General features: G+C 71.2%; 14 protein-coding genes and 2 pseudogenes. 3 read left to right on the top strand and 13 right to left on the bottom strand.

Going from position 1 to position 19274, the window contains the following annotated elements; genetic code table 11:
• Window positions 1–6: 6 nt before the first annotated feature.
• The 4 genes from ABZ027_RS34080 to ABZ027_RS34065 all read right to left on the bottom strand — a co-directional run bounded on the left by ABZ027_RS34080 (window position 7) and on the right by ABZ027_RS34065 (window position 5460).
• A complete protein-coding gene (locus tag ABZ027_RS34080; protein ID WP_356775178.1) occupies window positions 7–1506 on the bottom strand; it encodes an acyl-CoA synthetase in 1500 nt (499 codons plus the stop codon).
• An 83-nt stretch (window positions 1507–1589) separates the two neighbouring features.
• Window positions 1590–2492 (bottom strand): RNA polymerase sigma factor SigJ, encoded by a 903-nt coding sequence (gene sigJ, locus ABZ027_RS34075; protein WP_356775176.1) that lies wholly within the window; start codon window positions 2490–2492, stop codon window positions 1590–1592.
• A gap of 269 nt (window positions 2493–2761) precedes the next feature.
• Window positions 2762–4336, bottom strand: coding sequence for an acyl-CoA synthetase (locus ABZ027_RS34070; protein ID WP_356775174.1), 1575 nt, complete (start codon window positions 4334–4336; stop codon window positions 2762–2764).
• Window positions 4333–5460, bottom strand: coding sequence for a nitronate monooxygenase family protein (locus tag ABZ027_RS34065; protein ID WP_356775172.1), 1128 nt, complete (start codon window positions 5458–5460; stop codon window positions 4333–4335). The genes ABZ027_RS34070 and ABZ027_RS34065 overlap by 4 nt, the downstream gene beginning before the upstream one ends.
• A 167-nt stretch (window positions 5461–5627) precedes the next feature.
• Here ABZ027_RS34065 and ABZ027_RS34060 point away from each other — a divergent pair, with 167 nt between their 5' ends.
• Window positions 5628–7427: a serine hydrolase gene (locus ABZ027_RS34060; RefSeq protein ID WP_356775170.1), complete on the top strand. Its 1800-nt coding sequence runs from the start codon at window positions 5628–5630 to the stop codon at window positions 7425–7427.
• Between the two features lie 68 nt (window positions 7428–7495).
• Here ABZ027_RS34060 and ABZ027_RS34055 read toward each other — a convergent pair whose 3' ends face one another.
• The 3 genes from ABZ027_RS34055 to ABZ027_RS34045 form a co-directional block, all read right to left on the bottom strand.
• Entirely contained in the window at window positions 7496–9070 is a 1575-nt protein-coding gene (locus ABZ027_RS34055) for an NAD(P)/FAD-dependent oxidoreductase (RefSeq protein ID WP_356775168.1), read from the bottom strand.
• Window positions 9071–9124: 54 nt separating this feature from the next.
• Window positions 9125–11368 carry a tetratricopeptide repeat protein gene (locus tag ABZ027_RS34050; RefSeq protein ID WP_356775166.1) on the bottom strand — a complete coding sequence of 748 codons (2244 nt, stop codon included), beginning with the start codon at window positions 11366–11368 and terminating at the stop codon, window positions 9125–9127.
• A gap of 61 nt (window positions 11369–11429) precedes the next feature.
• A complete protein-coding gene (locus tag ABZ027_RS34045; RefSeq protein WP_356775164.1) occupies window positions 11430–12278 on the bottom strand; it encodes an oxygenase MpaB family protein in 849 nt (282 codons plus the stop codon).
• A gap of 121 nt (window positions 12279–12399) precedes the next feature.
• On the opposite strand from ABZ027_RS34045, the gene ABZ027_RS34040 reads away from it, so the two are divergent.
• Window positions 12400–12876, top strand: coding sequence for a tautomerase enzyme (locus tag ABZ027_RS34040; RefSeq protein ID WP_356775162.1), 477 nt, complete (start codon window positions 12400–12402; stop codon window positions 12874–12876).
• 15 nt (window positions 12877–12891) lie between these two features.
• On the opposite strand, the pseudogene ABZ027_RS34035 reads toward ABZ027_RS34040, so the two are convergent.
• From ABZ027_RS34035 to ABZ027_RS34025, 3 genes and pseudogenes are all read right to left on the bottom strand, one after another.
• A pseudogene (locus ABZ027_RS34035) lies at window positions 12892–13349 on the bottom strand ((2Fe-2S)-binding protein); the annotation flags it as partial.
• 102 nt (window positions 13350–13451) lie between these two features.
• Window positions 13452–13748: pseudogene (locus ABZ027_RS34030) on the bottom strand (XdhC family protein); the annotation flags it as partial.
• Between the two features lie 375 nt (window positions 13749–14123).
• Window positions 14124–14819 carry an SDR family NAD(P)-dependent oxidoreductase gene (locus ABZ027_RS34025; RefSeq protein ID WP_356775160.1) on the bottom strand — a complete coding sequence of 232 codons (696 nt, stop codon included), beginning with the start codon at window positions 14817–14819 and terminating at the stop codon, window positions 14124–14126.
• A 102-nt stretch (window positions 14820–14921) separates the two neighbouring features.
• On the opposite strand from ABZ027_RS34025, the gene ABZ027_RS34020 reads away from it, so the two are divergent.
• Window positions 14922–15800, top strand: coding sequence for a helix-turn-helix transcriptional regulator (locus tag ABZ027_RS34020; RefSeq protein ID WP_356775158.1), 879 nt, complete (start codon window positions 14922–14924; stop codon window positions 15798–15800).
• Between the two features lie 187 nt (window positions 15801–15987).
• Here the strand turns inward: ABZ027_RS34020 and ABZ027_RS34015 are convergent, their stop codons facing one another.
• The 3 genes from ABZ027_RS34015 to ABZ027_RS34005 are packed head-to-tail and all read right to left on the bottom strand — an operon-like array spanning window position 15988 to window position 19098.
• Window positions 15988–16536, bottom strand: a complete 549-nt coding sequence (locus ABZ027_RS34015) for a VOC family protein (RefSeq protein ID WP_356775156.1) — start codon at window positions 16534–16536, stop codon at window positions 15988–15990.
• A gap of 14 nt (window positions 16537–16550) precedes the next feature.
• Entirely contained in the window at window positions 16551–17369 is an 819-nt protein-coding gene (locus tag ABZ027_RS34010; RefSeq protein ID WP_356775154.1) for an SDR family oxidoreductase, read from the bottom strand.
• A 31-nt stretch (window positions 17370–17400) separates the two neighbouring features.
• Window positions 17401–19098, bottom strand: coding sequence for a thiamine pyrophosphate-binding protein (locus ABZ027_RS34005; protein ID WP_356775152.1), 1698 nt, complete (start codon window positions 19096–19098; stop codon window positions 17401–17403).
• Between the last annotated feature and the right edge of the window lie 176 nt (window positions 19099–19274).

Genomic DNA, 19274 nt, shown 5'->3' with positions numbered 1-19274 from the left:
AGGTGTCTAACTGTGGGAGAACCTGTCCCTGAGCTCCCGCTTGAGGATCTTCCCGCTGGCGTTGCGAGGGAGTTCGTCCACGAACACCACCCGCTTCGGCGCCTTGAAGTGGGCGAGCTTCTCGCGGGCGTGGGCGAGGAGGTCCTCCTCGGTGACCTCGCCGCGCGGGACGACGACCGCGGTGACGGCCTCGATCCACCGGTCGTCGGGCAGGCCGATCACCGCGACCTCCGCGACGGCGTCGTGGGTGTAGAGCGCGTCCTCGACCTGGCGTGAAGCGACCAGGACACCACCGGAGTTGATGACGTCCTTCACCCGGTCGACGATGGTGAAGTAGCCGTGCGCGTCCCGCACCGCGAGGTCGCCGGAGTGGAACCAGCCGTCACGGAAGGCGTCGGCGGTCTCCTCGGGCTTGTCCCAGTAGCCCTCGCACAACTGCGGGGAACGGTAGACGACTTCGCCGGGGGTGCCGTCGGGCACCTCCTTGCCGTCCTCGTCGACCACCCGGGCGTCCACGAACAGGACGGGCCGGCCGCAGGAGTCCATCCGGCCCTTGTGCTCGTCGGGGGCGAGGACGGTCGCCAGGGGGCCGATCTCGCTCTGGCCGAAGCAGTTGTAGAAGGCCAGCTTCGGGAGCCGCTCCCGCAGCCGTTCCAGGACGGGCACCGGCATGATCGACGCGCCGTAGTACGCCTTGCGCAGTCCGCCGAGGTCACGGGTGGCGAAGTCGGGGCGGCCGGACAGAGCGATCCAGACCGTGGGCGGGGCGAAGAGGCTGTCCACACGGCCGGACTCGATCAGGTCGAACAGGCGGTCGCCGTCCGGGGCGTCGAGGATGGTGTTGGTGGCGCCGACCGCAAGGTACGGCAGCAGGAACACATGCATCTGGGCCGAGTGGTACAGCGGCAGCGAGTGCACCGGGCGGTCGCCCGCGCTGAGGTCGAGAGCGGTGATCGCGCTCAGGTACTCGTGCACCAGGGCACGGTGGGTCATCATCGCGCCTTTGGGCAGGGCCGTGGTGCCGGAGGTGTAGAGCAACTGCACCAGGTCCTCACCGCGCGGCTCCGGGCCGTCGTACGCGGGTGTCGAGGCCAGCCGCGCCAGCAGCGAGTCCTCGGTGTCACGCAGCGGCAACGTCCGTACGCCGTCCGGGAGTTGACCGGCGAGGTCCGGGTCGGCCAGCACCAGCGAGGTGCCCGACTGGTTCACGATGTACGCGAGGTCGTCGCCGGTCAGGTTCTGGTTGACCGGCACGTGCACCAGGCCGGCGCGGGCACAGCCGAGGAAACCGATCAGGTAGGCGTCGGAGTTGTGGCCGTAGGCGCCGACCCGGTCGCCGGGGACGAGTCCCTCACCGAGAAGCAGCCCGGCCGCCCGGGAGACGGCCTGGTCCAGTTCGTCGTACGTCCAGGCGCGGTCGGCGTACTCCACCGCCACGCGCGCCGGGGTGCGTCGGGCGCTGCGGCGCAGCACCCCGTCAACCGTACTGCCGTGTCCAGGCGTCATGACACATGATCCTCGGTCCGTCGCGGAGGGAGGTCAAGCACCGTCGAGAACCCCGCCTCGGGACGCCCGTTCGTCGGTGCGCTCTACCGCTCGTTCCCGACGGCGTCGGCAGGCCCGAGCCGGGCCCGCACATGGCCGAGCTTGTCGGGGTTCAGTACCGCGTAGGTGCCGTCGATCAGGCCGTCGCGCACGTCGATCGTGACGAGCTGGTCGATGCCGTCGACCGTGAGCGCCATCGCGGGGCGGCCGTTGACGTCCACCCGGCGGGGCGTCCCGAACGGTCGTCGGACGGCCAGGCCGGAGAGGAACAGGACGACCTGGTCCCGGCCCTCGATGGGCCGCAGAGCCGCCCTGACCTTGCCGCCGCCGTCGTTCCAAGCGGTCACGTCATCGGTCAGGAGGTCGGTGAGGGCGGCCAGGTCACCGCTCTGCACGGCCTCCAGGAACCGTGTGAGCAGCTTGGCGTGCTCGTCCTCGGCGAGAGCGAACCGGTCGCGTCCGGCGGCGAGTCGACGGGCGCCCCGCAGGTGCATCTGGCGGCAGCTGGTCTCGGTGGTGTCGATGACGCGCGCGATCTCGCCGTAGGACAGTTCGAAAACCGCACGCAGGACGAACACCGCCCGCTCGGGGGGTGACAGACGTTCCATCAGGTGGACGGTGGCATAGGCGACGGTGTTCCGCCGCTCCGCGGTGTCCAGCGGACCGAGCGCTTCGGTGGCCACGGGTTCGGGCAGCCAGGGCCCGGGGTACGCCTCGCGGGCCGCCCGTGCCGACCGGAGCCGTTCGAGGGCGAGTCGCGAGACGACGGTGACGAGGAAGGCCCCGGTTACGCGGGTCCCGGTGCGATCGGTGCCGGTCCACCGCAGGTGGGCGTCCTGGACGATGTCCTCGGCGTCCCCCATGCTGCCGAGCAGCCGGTAGGCGAGCCCGAGCAGCAGCGGACGGTATGTCTCGAACTGCTCGGCCGCCGGTTCCGGGGTTTCCAATGCCCGTGTCCTTCCCAGTCGTTCGATGCGCGGCGCGGGCGTGTGCGGTGGCCGCGTTCGTCGCGCCGTGGCCGTACCAGTCAACTCCGCCACGAACCCCTCGCGCCAATCTGCTCGGCGGCGGCGCCGGTTCGGGGTGGAGCCGCGCACACGTCGGTCCGGTTTCGTTCGAGAAGGCGCCGTCCCGGTCGCCGACCGTCCCCGGGGGAAGGTTCCGGGGTGACGGCGGCGTCACCCCGTAGGTGACAACTCGCCGGGACGGCCGCTGGTCACACCGGTCGCGTACGGCCCTCCCAGTAGGGGTCCCGCAGCCGCCGCTTGTACAGCTTGCCGTTGGGGTCGCGGGGCATCTCGGCGATGAAGTCGACGCTCTTGGGCCGCTTGTACCCGGCGAGTTGACCGGCGCAGTGGTCGAGGAGCTCGGCGGCGAGGGCGGGCCCGGGCTCGTGGCCGGGTGCCGCCTCGACGACCGCCTTGACCTCCTCGCCCCAGTCGTCGTGCGGGATGCCGAAGGCGGCGGCATCGGCGACCGCGGGGTGGGCCAGCAGGGCCGACTCGATCTCGGCCGGGTAGATGTTCACGCCACCCGAGATGATCATGTCGATCTTGCGGTCGCGGAGGAAGAGGTAGCCGTCCTCGTCGAGGCAGCCGAGGTCGCCCACGGTGAAGAAGTCACCGATGCGGTTCTTCCGCGTCTTGGCGTCGTCCTTGTGGTACGAGAAGCCGCCGGTGTTCATCTTCAGGTAGACGGTGCCGAGCTCGCCGGGGGGCAGCCGGTTGCCGTCGTCGTCGAAGATCGCGAGCTCGCTGATGGGCCAGGCCTTGCCGACCGTGCCGGGCTTCTTCAGCCAGTCCTCGGCGGTCGCGAAGGCACCGCCGCCCTCGCTGGCCGCGTAGTACTCCTCCACACAGTGGCCCCACCAGTCGATCATTGCCCGTTTGACGTGGTCGGGGCAGGGCGCGGCGCCGTGGATGGCGTGCCGCATGGACGACACGTCGTAGCGCGCCCGTATGTCCGCCGGCAGGGCCAGGAGGCGGTGGAACTGGGTGGGGACCATGTGGGTGTGCGTGCACCGGTGGGTGTCGATCAGGCGGAGCATCTCCTCGGGCGTCCACTTGTCCATCAGGACCAGGCGGTGGCCGATGTGCAGGGACGCGCCCGCGAACTGGAGGACGGCGGTGTGGTAGAGCGGTGAGCAGACGAGGTGCACGTTGTCGTCGAACGGGCGGATGCCGAAGATGCCGAGGAAGCCGCCGAGGTACGCCTCCTCGGGTGGCTTGCCGGGCAGCGGGCGCCGGATGCCGCGCGGGCGGCCGGTGGTGCCCGAGGTGTAGTTCATGACCCAGCCGAGGGTGCGGTCGGTGGGCGCCGACTCCGGTTGTCCGTCGAGGAGTTCGGCGTACGGCCGGAAACCTTCGACCGTGCCGACCGCGTACCGGTGGGTGGCGGGAAGGCCGGCCTCGTCGGCGGCGTGGCGGGCGGGCCCGGCGAAGCGTTCGTGGGCGAGGAGGACCTTGGCGCCGGAGTCGGCGACGATCCAGGCGATCTCGGGGCCGACGAGATGGTGGTTGACGGGGACGAGGTAGAAGCCGGCCTGGGTGGCGGCCAGGTACGCGGTGAAGAACTCCGGCCCGTTGGGCAGGACCACCGCGAAGGCGTCGCCGCGTTCCAGTCCGGCCGCGCGCAGCCCGTGGACGAGGCGGTTGGTGGCGGCGTGCAGGCGCCCGGCGGTCCAGGGTTCACCGTCGGGTGCGATGAGGACCGTGCGGTTCGGGTCCGCGGTGGCCTGGGCCCAGAAGCCGGTGGGGGGTGTGCTGGGGGTGGCAGCGGGAGAGGTGCTCACGACTGGCCGCTCCTTCCGGCGATGCGGTTGACACGGTCGACGGCCCGTTCGAAGCCCCGGGTGAGGTCGTCGAAGACGGCCTGAACGCTGCGTTCGCTGGTCATCCGGCCGACGATCTGACCGACCGGCGTACCCAGCAGCGGTTCGACCTCGTACGTCTGGATGCGTGAGACGGCCTCGGCGACGAGGAGTCCCTGCAGGGGCATGGGGAGGGTGCCGGGCCCGTCCGGGTCGTCCCAGGCGTCGGTCCACTCGGTGCGCAGTTGGCGGGCCGGCTTGCCGGTGAGGGCGCGGGAACGGACGGTGTCGCCGGAACCGGCGGCGAGCAGCTTCCGGGTCAGCGCGGGCGAATGCATGTCCGCCTCCGTGGTGGTCAGCCACAGGGAACCCAGCCACACCCCCTGGGCGCCGAGCGCCAGCGCTGCCGCCACCTGCTGCCCGCTGCCGATTCCCCCGGCGGCCAGCACCGGCAGTGGGTCGACGGCCTCGACCACCTCGGGTGTGAGCACCATGGAGGCGATCTCGCCGGTGTGACCGCCGGCCTCGTACCCCTGGGCGACCACGATGTCGATGCCCGCTTCCTGGTGCTTGCGGGCGTGCCGGGCGCTGCCCGCGAGCGCGGCGACGAGCACGCCCTGGTCGTGGGCGCGGTCCACCACGTCGGCGGGCGGTGAGCCGAGGGCGTTCGCCAGCAGCCGTATCGGATAGTCGAAGGCGACGTCGAGTTGGGTGCGGGCGACGTGTTCCATCCAGCCGGTGATGCGCCAGCCGGAGGCCTCGCCCTCGGCGAGTTCGGGTACGCCGTGCTTGGCGAGGGTGTCCCGGACGAACTGCCGGTGCCCCTCGGGGATCATCGCCTCGACGTCGGCCTCGGTCAGTGTCCGGTTCCCCGAGGCCTCGACCTTCTTGGCGGGCATGACGACGTCGAGACCGTACGGCTTGCCGCCGATGTGCGCCTCGATCCAGTCGAGGTCGCGTTTGAGGTCGTCGGGGGCGGTGTAGCGGACCGCGCCGAGCACCCCGAATCCGCCGGCCCGGCTGATGGCCGCGGCGACGGCGGGGAACGGCGTGAAGCCGAAGACGGCGTGCTCGACTCCGAGTGTCTTGCTCAGCTCCGTCTGCATGGGCGCAGGATGCCGCAGTCCTCCGGACGACGGAAGAGGTTTTCTGATGCTCCGTCAGTTTTCTTGGGTGGCCGCACGTCCCGTTGACACAGCGCCCACCTGACACGAAAGTTTCACCGCGCAAGGTGATCCCGGAAAGATACTTTCAGTCAGCGGGAGGTTCACCCATGAAGGACGACACGGCGGACAGAGGGACGAAGGGCAGCGGACCGACTCGCCGTCAACTCGGGCGCGTGGCAGTGAGCTTGGGCGGCGCCCTCACTCTCGCCCCGTTCCCGGCGGGACCCACCGACGCGGCCGGGGCGACCCGGCCGACCGGACGTCCCACCCTGCGATACGGCTCCCCCCAGCGCGCCGGGCTGCTTCCCGCACACCTGCGTCAACTCGTCGCCGACGCCGAGGCCTTCCTCGGCCCCTCCCCCAGCCATCCCTGGTACGCGGGCGCCGTGCTGCTCGCCGGGCGGGGCGGCACAGTGGCCCTGCACCAGCCCATCGGCATGGCGGTGCGCTACCGGTCGTACGACGAGACGACCGACACGGGCGTCGAGTTCCCGGCCGCCCAGCAGATCCCCATGACCGAGGACACCGTCTTCGATCTCGCCTCCGTCTCAAAACTGTTCACCTCGATCCTCGCGGTGCAGCAGATCGAGCGGGGCGCGCTGGAGCTGGAGGGCAGGGTCGCCCGATACCTTCCGGAGTTCGGCGGGGTCGGCAAGCAGGACATCACGATCCGTCAACTCCTCACCCACACCTCGGGGTTCCGCGCCTGGATACCCCTCTACAAGGCCCCGTCGTACGAGGAGAAACTCCGGCTCATCTGGGACGAGGCGCCGCTCAACCCGCCGGGATCCGCCTACCTCTACTCGGACCTCAACCTGATCTCACTGCAACTTGTGCTGGAGAAGATCACCGGCCGCTCACTCGACGCCCTCCTCCACGACGGGATCACCGCGCCGCTCGGCCTCCGCCACACCCGCTACAACCCGCCCGCGTCCTGGAGACCCAGGATCGCCGCGACGGAGGACGCCCGCGCCCCCTGGTCGGGGCTCGACCGAGGCCTCGTGTGGGGTGAGGTGCACGACGAGAACGCGTTCAGCCTCGGTGGCGTGGCCGGTCACGCCGGGGTGTTCTCGAACGCCTGGGACCTGGCCGTCCTCGGCCGGACGCTGCTCAACGGCGGCACCTACGGCCGTGCCCGCATCCTGCGGCCGGAGTCGGTGGAGCTGCTGTTCACCGACTTCAACACCGCCTTCCCCGGCGACGAGCACGGCCTCGGCTTCGAGCTCTACCAGCACTGGTACATGGGCGCGATGGCCACCCCGCGCACCGCAGGCCACACCGGGTTCACCGGGACCTCGCTGGTCCTCGACCCGACGACCGACTCCTTCCTGATCGTGCTCGGCAACTCGGTGCACCCGGTGCGTGGTTGGCGGTCGGGGTCCGCTCCCCGGGTGGCGGCCGGCAACGACATGGCACGGGCCGTCGCGGTCCGGCCCGCGCACGGACGCGGCGCCTGGTTCTCGGGCATGGCGAGCTCCACGACCGCCACGCTCGGCCTTCCCGGCCTCGACACGTCCTCGGACGCCGCGCGACTGCGCTGCGCACTGTGGTGGGACACCGAGCCACGGACGGATGTGCTCGTCCTGGAGGCCTCGACGGACGGCGGCGCGAGCTGGCTGCCGGTCCCGTTCACGACGAAACGACCCGGCGGCCGGCCGCTGCACCACCCGGACGGCACGGCCACCGGCTGGTCGGGCCGCGTCTGGCACCACCTCACGGCCGACCTGCCGACCGCCCGCCACCTGGTCCTGCGCTGGCGGTACACGACCGACGGACGGTACGTCGGCCGCGGCGCCTACGTCGACGGGGTGCGGGTCGAGGCGGCGGCCGGTGTCCTGTTCGACGAGGCGCGTCCGGCGGACGCGGCGCGCGTCGAGGCGGCCGGGTGGGTGCCGTCGGCGGACTAGGGTCCCGGGGGCGTCGGCCGCAAGCCCGTCAGGGACGTCCCGCAGCGACTGCTTGCGAAACTCGGCCCTCAGTCGTCGCCACCGTCCCGCTCCAGCACCGCCATCGCCGCGTTGTGTCCCGGCACCCCGCTCACTCCGCCCCCGCGCACCGCGCCCGCCCCGCACAGCAGCACGTTGGGGTGCCCGGTCTCCACGCCCCAGCGGCCGGTGTCCTCCTGGGCGTACGGCCAGGCGAGGTCCCGGTGGAAGATGTTGCCGCCGGGAAGGCGCAGGTCCCGCTCCAGGTCGAGCGGGGTCTTCGCCTCGATGCAGGGCCGTCCGTCGGCGTCGGTGGCCAGACAGTCGGCGAGCGGCTCGGCGAGGTGGGCGTCCAGTTGGGCGAGGGTGGACTTCAGGAGTTCGTCGCGGACGGCGTCGTTGTCCCGCTCGAAGAGCCGGGCCGGCGTGTGCAGCCCGAACAGGGTCAGGGTCTGGTAGCCCTGTTCGGCGAGGTCCGGGCCGAGGATCGTCGGGTCGGTGAGCGAGTGGCAGTAGATCTCCGAGGGCGGGGCGGCGGGCAGTTCACCGGACGCGGCCTGGGTGTGGGCGGAGGCCAGTTGCTCGTAGCCCTCGGCGATGTGGAAGGTGCCGGAGAACGCCTCTCGGGGATCGACGGTTTCGTCGCGGAGCCTCGGCAGTCGTTCGAGGAGCATGTTCACCTTGAGCTGGGCGCCCTCGGCGGGCGCGGGGGCCCGGTCGCCGGTGAGGGCGGCCAGTTCCCGCGGGGAGGCGTTGACCAGGACGTGCCCGGCGGCGACCGTGCTCTCCCCGTCGGCGGTCCGGTAGGTGACCTCCGCGGTGCGCCCGTCCGTGTCGATACGGACGGCCTCGTGTCCGGTGGCCAGGACGGCGCCGGCCGCTCGTGCCGCCTCGGCCAGCGCGTCGGTGAGGGCTCCCATGCCGCCGACGGGTACGTCCCAGGCTCCGGTGCCGCCGCCGATGACGTGGTAGAGGAAGCAGCGGTTCTGCCGTAGGGAGGGGTCGTGGGCGTCGGCGAAGGTGCCGATGAGGGCGTCCGTGAGGACGACGCCCCGCACCAGGTCGTCGGCGAAACGGTCCTCGATCGCCGCGCCGATCGGTTCCTCGAACAGGACGCGCCAGGCGTCCTCGTCGTCGATGCGGCGGCGCAACTCGTCACGGGTGGGCAGCGGCTCGGTGAGCGTCGGGAAGACCCGCTCGGCGACGCGGCCGGTCATGGCGTAGAACCGCTGCCAGGCCTGGTACTCGCCCTCCCCGCCGGTGAGCCGGGCGAACGCCTCCCGGGTGCGTCGTTCGCTGCCGCCGACCAGCAGTCCGGTCGGCCGGCCGTCCCGCTCGACGGGGGTGTACGACGACACGGTGCGGGTGCGGACGCGGAAGTCGAGCCCGAGGTCCCGCACGATCTTCTTCGGCAGCAGGCTGACCAGGTACGAGTAGCGTGACAGTCGCGCGTCCACGCCGGTGAACGGGCGGGTGGAGACGGCGGCGCCGCCGGTGCGCTCCAGTCGCTCCAGGACCAGCACCGAGCGTCCCGCCCGGGCCAGGTAGGCGGCGGCGACGAGCCCGTTGTGGCCGCCTCCGATGACGACGGCGTCGTACGTCCGGTGTCCCTCGTGTGCAGGCATGGTTCTTCGTAACACGGGGTGATCCACATCGGCCAGAGATGGGCCGCACCCGGGTCAGTGGCCGCCGGGGGTGCCCTGCTGCCGCGCCTCGGCCACCTGGCGGTACAGCTCCACGGCTTCCGCGCCCCGCCCGAGCTGCTCCAGGCAGTGGGCCTCGTCGTTCCGGCTGGCCAGGGTGTCGGGGTGACCGGCGCCCAGGACACGCTCGCGGGCCGCGGCCACCCGGCGGTACTCGGTCAGCGCGTCCGGCCAGCGGCCCAGCCAGCCGAGACCGACGGCGACCTCACGACGGCTGACCAGGGTGTCCGGGTGGTCGGCGCCCAGGACGCGCTCGCGGATCGCGCACACGTCGCGGGACTCGGCGAGGGCCTCCTCCCAGCGGCCGAGGCGGCCGAGATTGACGCCCAGACCGTGGCGGGCGCGCAGGGTCTCGGGATGGGCGGGGCCCTGGATCCGGGTGCGGTCGTCGATCAGTTCGCGGTAGAGCTCGAGCGCCTCCGTGCTGCGGCCGAGACGGCCGAGGCTGATGCCGACCTCGTAGCGGGCGGCGAGGGTGTCGGCGTGGTCGGGACCCAGGGCCTGGGCACGGGCCTCGGCCACCTCGCGGTAGGTCCCCAGGGCTTCCGGCCAGCGGCCCAACTGGCCGAGCGCGTAGGCGACCTCGTAGCGGGTGACCAGGGTGTCGGGGTGGTGCGGGCCGAGCACGCGGGCGCGCGCGGCGGCCACCTCGCAGGCCATGCGGTACGAGTCCTCCAGACGGCCCAGCCTGCTGAGGTTGAAGGCGAGGTTGTGGCGGCAGCGCAGGGTGTCCGGGTGGTCGGCGCCCATGCTGCTCTCCCGGGCGGCGAGCACCGAGTTGTACACCTGGTGGGCGTCGAAGTGGCGGCCCAACTGGCCCAGGACGTAGGCCATTTCCTGGCGGGCGGCGAGGGTGTCGGGGTGGTCCGGGCCGAGCGCGATGCTGCGGGCGCGGGCGACGTGCTTGTACTCGCGCAGGGCGTCAGCGGCGCGGCCGGTGCGGCTGTAGGTGAACGCGACCTCGTAGTGGCTGGCGAGGGTGTCGGGGTGGTCGGGGCCGAGGAGGTGTTCGCGTTCGGCGGCGACCGCGCGGTGCACCTCACCGGCCTCGGCCCAACGGCCGAGCCGTCCGAGGCTGAGCCCGGCGTTGTGGCGCCCGGCGAGCGCGGTGACCGCCTCCGGGGAGGGGGCGGGCGGTGCGTCGGGCACCGGTTCCTCAGGTCTGCCGCCGGGCGGGCGCGGGATCCATTCGCCGGTGAGGCCGGCGCCCGCGTCGGGGGCCTTGGCGCGCGATGAGGAGCCGGTGGCCTTGTGACCGGTGGTCATGCCCCGGGTCCAGGACGGCAGGCGGGCCGCCGCGCGCGAGGTGGCCGGCTCGGACGGGCGCGGCGTCGGCTGCGGGGTTACGACGGTCGGCACGTACATCGGTGCGACGCGGCCGGTGCTGATCCGGCGGACCAGCTCGCGGGCGTCGTCCGGGCGCTGCTCGGGACGCTTGGCGAGCAGGTCGAGGATGACCTTCTCCAGGTAGGCGGGCAGGTCGGAGCGGTGGCTGCGGGGCGGGCGGGGCGGTGTGTCGCGGTGGCCGATGAGGATCGCCCAGGGGTCGTCGAGGTCGAAGGGCGGGGCGCCGGTGGCGATCTCGTACAGCACGCAGCCCAGCGAGTACAGGTCGCTGCGCTGGTCGACCTCGACGCCCCCGATCTGCTCCGGCGACATGTAGTGCGGGGTGCCCATGGCGATGCCGGTACCGGTGAGCCGGGAGGTGAAGCCGATGTCGTGGCCGAGGCGGGCGATGCCGAAGTCGCAGATCTTCACCGTGCCGTCGGTCAGCCGCATGATGTTCGCCGGCTTCAGGTCGCGGTGCACGATGCCCTGTTGATGGGTGTAGGCGAGGGCGGCGGCGACCTGCTCGGCGATCTCCACGACATCGGGGACCGGCAGCGGGTGCTGCTTGTTGTCCTCCAGGAGCTGGCTGAGGTTGCGTCCCTCCAGGAGCTCCATGACGAGGTAGAGGACGCCGTCCCACTCACCGAAGTCGTGGACGACGGTCACCCCGCGGTGCTGCAGCGCGGCCGCCACCCTCGCCTCGCGCCGGAACCGCTCCCTGAGGACCGCGGTGAAGGCCTGGTCGTGGTGCCCGCCCAGCGGCTTGAGGCACTTCACGGCGACCTGCCGGCCCAGTGACTCGTCGCGGGCCCGCCACACCTCACCCATACCGCCCCGCCCGATCAGGTCGAGCAGCCTGTACCGGCCCTGGATCAGCCTGTCGTCCCCCATCTCCCGCGACCGCCCCCGTCGACTCCACCTCACCCACCCCTGGCGGGTCCAGTATGGCGAGCTATCGTCCGAGTTTGTACGGTGCCGGGCGAGCAGTCGGTCCGAGGCGGGCCATGGCGCGCAGGATGTGTTTGGGCGGGAGTTGCCAGCGCAGACGTGCGGGAACGCAGCGCAGCAGGGTGCCCGTGGCACGCAGCCGCCGGGTGACGGTCGCCGGTTCCGGGGCCGGCCTGCCGTACAACTCGTGGGCGTACGGCGGCAGGGAGGCGTAGGCCAGGTGGGCCACGCGCCGCCACAGCACCTCTCGCGCCGGGACCAGGAGGGGATGCGTGGGAGGGCGGAGCAGGAAGTCGTCCACCGTGCGTGCGTCTTCTCCGGCGGCCAGGTCGGGGCGCACCTTCTCGAAGTAGGCGGTCATCTCGGCCTGGTCCGCCGGTACGTCGTCGGGGTCGAGGCCCACCAGACGGGCACTGACCCGGTGTTCGCAGATGTACCGGTCGGCCTGCGCGTCAGTGAGCGGGAAGCCGGAGCGGCGGACGACGTGCAGGTACGAGTCGATCTCAGCGCAGTGCACCCAGAGCAGCAGTTCGGGCTCGTCGACGGGGTAGCGCTCACCGGTGTCGGGGTCGGTGGCGCCGAGCATCCGGTGGATCTTGCGGACCCGGGCGCCCGCCCTCTCGGCGGCCTCGGTGGTGCCGTAGGTCGTGGTGCCGACAAAGCCGGCGGTACGCATCAGCCGGCCCCACGCGTCGTTGTGGAAGTCGGAGTTCTGCATGACACCGCGAACCGCCCGCGGGTGCAGTGCCTGGAGATAGAGGGCGCGGATCCCGGCGACCCACATCATCGGGTCACCGTGCATCTGCCAGGTCACGGAGGAGGGCCCGAACAGCCCCGGGTCGGCCTCGCTCATGGGCCCACCCTGCCATGGGCCGGGGCTCTGGTCGATACCGCAAGCCCGCCGGCAGGCCCTGTACGGCGGGGTAGGGCGGTGTACCCTGAGGCCGTCTATAACGACTGTCATAGGAGATGCCATGACGATCATCACCGTGAACGCCCCGACGGGGCGCCTGAGCCACGAGCAGCGTCGCACGTTGGCCGAGACCCTGACGGACGCGGTCCTCGTGCCCGAGGTGGGACAGTTCGCTCCGCCCGCACGGGTCGGTTTCCAGGTGCATTTCGTCGAGCGTGAGCCCGACATGATGGCGATCGGCGGACGGCTCCTCGCGGATATCGGCCCGGACGCCGACGTCATGGTGATCGACGTGGCGGTGATGGACGGGGACTGGCGGCAGGAGGTCAGATCCGCGGTCGTCGAGCGGGTCCTGGCCGCGATGGCCGACGCCTGCGGCCTGTCGAAGCCGTCGGCGAGCTGGTGGGTCAATCTCCGCGTCATCGACGAGGGCAGCTGGGGCTCCAGCGGCGGCGTGCTGTCCGTCCTCTCCCTCCTCGACAGCGGCGTGTTCACCGAGGAGAAGGTCAAGGCCGTCCGCGCCGCACTCGGCGCGTGACCCCATCCCGTGCGTCCACTCCTGGATCTCCTCCGGGGAGTCGGTGTGGCCCTCCTGGATGCACGCGGCACCCGGACACGATCTGGCCTGAGGTGCAGAAGCCGCACTGGAAGGCGTCCTGGTCGATGAACGCCTGCTGCAGCGGGTGGAGCCGCTCCCCGTTCTCCAAGCCCTCGATCGTGGTGACTTCGGCGCCTTCGAGACGCACCGCCGGCGTCAGACAGGAATTGTCCCGGCGTTCGTCGACCAGGACGGTACAGGCGCCGCATGGCACCGGCGTTGCAGCCCTTCTTTGAACCGGTCAGGTCCAGGTGCTCGCGCAGCAGGTCCAGCAGCGAGGTGCGGTTGTCTACCGTGACGGTGCGCCGGACGCCGTGGACCGTCAGGGAAACGCGACTGCCCGGCGGCGCCTCGGCGACCGCCGCTTCCTCGGCACCGAACGCGGGCGGCGCCGTGATCAGGCCACCGACCACGGTGGTCGTGTTGTCGTTGGCCGAGGTCTCGGGCACCGTCCGAAAGACGTCCGCGTGCTCGACCTGGGAGAGGCTCGGTTCCTTGCTTCCCGGGCGCCGCCATCAGGCGACTCCCAGTGCGGTCCGCAGTACCGCCTGCTGACCTGTGTCCGGGTGGATGGGCGTCTGGGCGTCGGTGAGGGGGACGCCGGTGCCGCCGTGACGGGTGGCGACGATCTCCGCCGCGATGGACAGGGCGGTCTCCTCGCGCGTACGGGCGCCGAGGTCGAGGCAGACCGGTGACCTGAGCCTGGTCAACTCCCGTTCGCTCAGGTCGGCTTCGCGCAAGCTGCGCTCACGATCGGCGTGGGTGCGACGCGATCCCATGGCACCGACGCAGGCGACCGGCATCCGCAGGGCCTCCCTGTCCCAGCTACGCCGGAGAAGGGCTGATGCCGGGGAGTGACGTGGCGCCCGACAGCGTCCGGTCCGACAGGTGGACGCCGTCAGCGTCGTGTGCCGCTCCCCGCCCAGAGCCAGCAGCCGTTCTCGGTGCCCCCACGACCGTTTCGCCATGTCCGCCCACACTCCTCAGGCTCCGCCCTGGCACGTCGGCCTGAGCATGCCGGAAGACGACGACGGGATGAGTCTCACTGTGAGACGCCTTCCGCTCCCGGCGACGGTCGGTGCGGCTGGTGACGACCGGCCATCTGGACGGGGTGACCCTAGGTGAACTGGTCGATGACCACCGCACTGACGGTCTGGCTGGGATGGAGGTGGTCTACAGACCGGTCGTCACCAGGCCATCTCACCATGACGGTCACGGAAGGTTCCGGTCGGTCCGTCCGCCCCGATGGTGGCGAGTTCGACGATCGCGTCGGTGCCCTCGGTCACGGTCTGCGGGCCGCTGTGCGCGTTGAAGTCGGTCGCGGTGTAGCCGGGGTCGGCCGCGTTCACCTTCACGTCCGGCCAGGACTTCGCGTACTGCGTGGTCAGCATGGTCACGGCGGCCTTCGAGGCCGTGTAGAGCGGCGCGAGGTTCCTCGACTCGACGCGCCCGGGGTCGTGGGTGGCCGCGAACGACCCCATGCCGCTGGAGACATTGACGATGACCGGGTGCGCGGACTTGCGCAGCAGCGGCAGGAACGCGTGTGTCACCCGGACGATCCCCACGACATTGACCTCGAAGACCTCGCCGGCGTCAGCGGCCGTGATCTGGTCGGCGTGGCTGTGCGTCCCGAAGACGCCCGCGTTGTTGATCAGGACGTCGATGCTTCCCTCGCGGGCCTCGATGTCGGCGGCGGCCGCGGCGACCGAGGCGTCGTCCGTCACGTCGATCTGGACGAAACGGGCACCGAGTGCGTCGGCTGCCGCCCGGCCGCGCTCCGGGTCGCGAGCGCCGACGACGACGGTGTGGCCGGCCTCGATCAGGCGACGGGCGGTCTCGTACCCGAGGGACTTGTTGGCTCCGGTGATGAACGTTGTTGTCATGCGTCCACTGTCGGCGTGCGACAAAGGGACAACCAGTGCCCTCTGCGACGGTAGGACCGCCAGTACCAGGCACAACGCCCGCCCAGCGGACACAATGGCCAAGTGGACGAAACCCTGGGTACGGCACTGCACCGCTGGCGCGACCGGCTTTCTCCCACCGACGTCGGACTGACCTCACGGCCCGGACGACGCGCGGCGGGGCTGCGACGCGAGGAACTGGCCGAACTCGCCGGGTTGTCGGTCGACTACGTGGTCCGCCTGGAACAGGGCCGCGCCACCAGCCCATCGGCGCAGGTCGTCGCGAGCCTGACCAGGGCACTGCAGCTGCAGCCCATGGAGCGCGATCACGCCTACCGGCTGGCCGGCCTCCTGCCGCCCCAGGAGGGAACGGTCTCCACGCATGTCCCGGCCGGGGTCCAACGGATGCTGGCCCGCCTCGGGGAATTCCCCGCAGGCGTGTTCAGTGCCGACTGGACCTTGCTGTCCTGGACCCCCGCATGGGCGGTACTGATGGGCGACCCCAGCGCACTGACCCACCACGAGCGCAACCTGGCACGGTCGGTCTTCGTCGACGTGCCCAGGCCGCTCGCGGCCTGGCCCGTGCTCCGGGACGACGACGCCCTCAAACCCGCCCTCGTCGCCGACCTGCGCACAGCTCTCATCAGCTACCCCCGCGACCGCGGCCTGACCGACCTCATCGAGGAACTGCGCTCCACCAGCGCGGAGTTCGCCCGCCTGTGGGAGGAGGGCACGGTCGGCCCGCACGTCTCGGCCCGCAAGACCGTCGTACACCCCCAGGTGGGCGAGGTGATCTGCGACTGCGACGTGCTCACCGTCCCAGGCTGCGACATCCGCCTCGTCGTCTACACGGTCGCCGCGGGCTCCACCGACGCGGAAAAACTGGAGTTCCTGCGCGTCACGGGCGGCGTCCACGCCGACGGCCCCGCGTCTTCGGGGCCCGGCCTGTTCTCCACGCCGTAACGATCGCAGCGCCAAGGTCACCGGCACCTACGACCACCGCAAGGTCACCGGCACCACCTACGTCTAAATCACCGCCGGAAAGTAGCGCCGATCAGCCGATCAGCCGATCAGCCGACGGGTGCGGGACCCGGACACATGATGGACGGGCGGTCCGGCAGGACCGCCCCTCCGTCGTACCGGCCGAATGTCAGTCAGGCAGCAACTCCGCGAAGTCCCTGACAGGTCGCGAGCCGTCCCAGTCGACCGACGCCCGCCAGACAGAGGTGAACATCTGCCGCGTGATCTCGCTGTCCTGGACAAGCTCGATCATCCCCGGGGCGTCTTCACCACCGTCCAGGAAGAAGACCTCGCCACCCGGGGCCACATCGTGAAAACGCACCATCGCCCCGCTCGCCTCGCGGCGTTCGACCTCCTCCCTGACGTTGGGCACGGCCTTGGCCACGTGGTGGAAGCCGTAGCCGTGGCGGTCGTATGCGTCCTGGTAGATCGAAGGCTCGTCGTCGAGGGTCTGGACGAGCTCGATCATCATGTGCCCCGAGAAGGCGAGCGCGAGGGTGAACTCGGCCTTCCCGGGCTCACCGCGGTAGGTGGAACCCTCGCCGCCGATCCTCTGGTTCACGAACCAGGGGCCGACGCCGAGGTGGTCGGTCCACCAGCGCATTCCGATGGCGAGGTCGGGGACGGTGTACGCGACCTGGACGACGGCGTCGGTCGGCTGGCCGAAGGGAAAATCCACGGTGGTCGTCCTCTCTAGGGCGACGGACGGATGAAGCTGGTGAGGCCGCCGTCCACCGGGAGGGCCGCACCCGTGATGTAGCCGGCTTCCGACGAGGCCAGGAAGAGCACGGCGTCGGCGAGTTCGTCCGGTTCCCCTTCCCGAAGCATGGGAGTACTGAGCCTGATCCGCTCTCGGAAGGCGTCCGCTCCCCCGGGCGCCAGGCCCGTCGTACGGGAGGCGATATCGGTGTTCATGCCGGCCGGAATGACGATGTTGACGCGGATACCGTCGGCGATGACCTCGGCGGCGAGAATGCGCGTCAGGTGCTCCAGTGCGGCCTTGCTGGCTCCGTAGGCGGCGGTTCCCGCGCCGGCCCTTCGGCCGGCCGCCGAGCCGCAGAAGACGACGGCCCCGCCGGGTGCGAGCAAGGGCCTGAGCCCCTGCATGAGGAAGAACGAGCCCTTGACGTTGGTGTCGAACACGCTGTCCCAGGTGGCTTCGTCCATGTCGTCGAGGCGCTTCATGCCGGCGTGCCCCGCGTTGAGGTAGGCGGCGTCCACGTGGTCGACCTCCGCGGTGACCTCGCTGAGCGCGGCCTTGATGCCGGCCACCGAGGAGAGGTCGGCCGCGACGGTGATCGTGCCGTCACCGATGAGACCGCTCGCGACCTTCAACTGGTCCGGGTCCCGCGCGATGATCACCACGCGCGCGCCCTCACGCGCGAAGGCCTGAGCGGCTGCCAGTCCCAGTCCTCTGCTGCCGCCGCTGACGAGGCAGGTCTTCCCGAGGAAGCGCTGCCGCCGGGCCCCGACGGCCGGTTCGGAACGTCCCGCGTCGGTCGTGTCGTTCATGACGCTCCTTCTGGTCGCTCCGAAAGGTGGCTCAGGCGTCGATCTCGACGCCACCGAACGGAGCTCCGCCGTTCAGGACGCGCTCCTCCGGAGGAATGGGCGCGAGGCTCACGCGTACGTCGATGCAGGTCGGCCGGCGGGCCGCGAGGGCGGCCTCGATCGCCGGGCCAAGCTGGTCCAGCTCGGTGACGTCGACGCCGTCCGCGCCGAGGGCTCGCGCCACGCCGCTGTAGGAGCCGTTCTCCAGGCGGTTGTTGGTGACACGGTCCTGTCCGAAGACGAACTGCTGGGTGTGCAGGGTGGCGCCCCACGCCCGGTTGTTGAGGACGATCACGACGACCGGGAGTCCCGCCCGGACGAGGGAGTCGAACTCGGCGAGGCTGTAGCCGACGGCGCCGTCGCCGGTGACGAGGATCGTCGCCCTGTCGGGATGCGCGTACTGCGCTCCGAGCGCCACACCGAAGTTGCTGCCCATCGAACTGAGGTATCCGTGCCCTAGGTAGTGGGACAGCGGCGCGAGCGCGATCGTCTCCGAGAGCCACAGCTCGGTCAGAGCGCCGTCGACGACGACGGTGGCCTGGTCGGGGACGCTCTCGGCGATCGTACGGACCGCGAGGTACGGGTGGATCGCCGCGTCCTCGTGCTGCTCGGTCTCGGCGGCGAGCGCGGACCGCCGGGTGGCGGAGATGTCCCGCAGGGCCGTGAGCCAGTCCTCTCGCCCTGAGGGTACGGGGCCGTCGCCCAGCCGCTCGTTCAGCAGGCCGATCGTGCCGATGGGGTCGGCCTGGACGCCGAGCTCGACCTCCTGCAGACGGCCCAGCTCACGACCGTCGGGGTCGATCTGGAAGATCCGCGCGCTCTTCGGGAGCAGCCGCCCGGTGCCGAACTGGGTGGCCATTCCGAAGCGCAGCCCGAGCAGCAGGACCAGGTCGGGCCGCTCGTCCTCGGAGACGGTGGCCAGGGTCTGGACGAGACCGACCTGCTGTGCGGAGCCGGCGATCGCTCCGAGTCCCTCCCAGTCGGAGAACAGGGGCACGCCCGCTCGGGCGGCGAACTCGTGCAACAGTGCGCGCGCCTCGGCGGTGACGAAGGACTTGCCGACCAGCGCGATCGGCCGCCGGGCGGCGCCGAGTGCCTCGACGATGCGGTCGACGCCACTGGTGGGGGCGATGCCGGTGCCGTCGATCTCGACGCGGTAGTTCTCGGCCTCGTCGACGTCGACCGTCTGGCGCAGGACGTCCCAGGGAATGTCGAGGAGCACCGGGCCCTTGGGCTCCGACTGTGCGGTGCGGATCGCCTGGGCGACCAGACGCGGGATCAGCTCGGCACGGGTGACGCGGTGCGCGAACTTCGTCACCGGGGTCGCCATGGCGACCTGGTCGAACCCGGCCTGCTGGTCGTTGACCTGGTCCGTCTCCAGCGGGCCCGAGCCCGCGATGTAGAGCACCGGCGTTCGGTCCAGATAGGCGTTGGCGACCGAGGTCAGGACGTTGGTGAAGCCGCCCCCGGCCGTCACGACGGCGACACCCAGCTCCCCGGTGACCCGTGCGTAGCCCTCGGCCGCGTGGCCGGCGTTCACTTCGTGGCGCACGTCGACGACCCGCAGCTTGGCGTCCAGGGCATCCTGGAGGATGCCGTCGATGTGCGCTCCGGGCAGACCGAAGGCCACGTCGACCCCGGCTCGCCGCAGCGTTCTGACGACGAGCCCACTACCGGTTGCGGTTGCCATACGGTGGTCCGCCTCTCTGAACGTACTCGGGTTTCGACAAGGGGCGCTGCGGCCGGGCCGCGTCTCGGGCCGCCCGTGCCGCAGTCTGGGTGAGGTCGTGGGGTACGACAATGACTGTGTTCGTTGGACGGCCAAAGCCTTGATCGACATCGCACGATCGTGACCCCGCCGACGGG

The organism is Streptomyces sp. NPDC006332 (genome assembly GCF_040612855.1).
GTDB lineage: Bacteria > Actinomycetota > Actinomycetes > Streptomycetales > Streptomycetaceae > Streptomyces.
The sequence above is the reverse complement of the archived record's forward strand: the minus strand, read 5'-3'. Positions and strand labels throughout refer to the sequence as shown.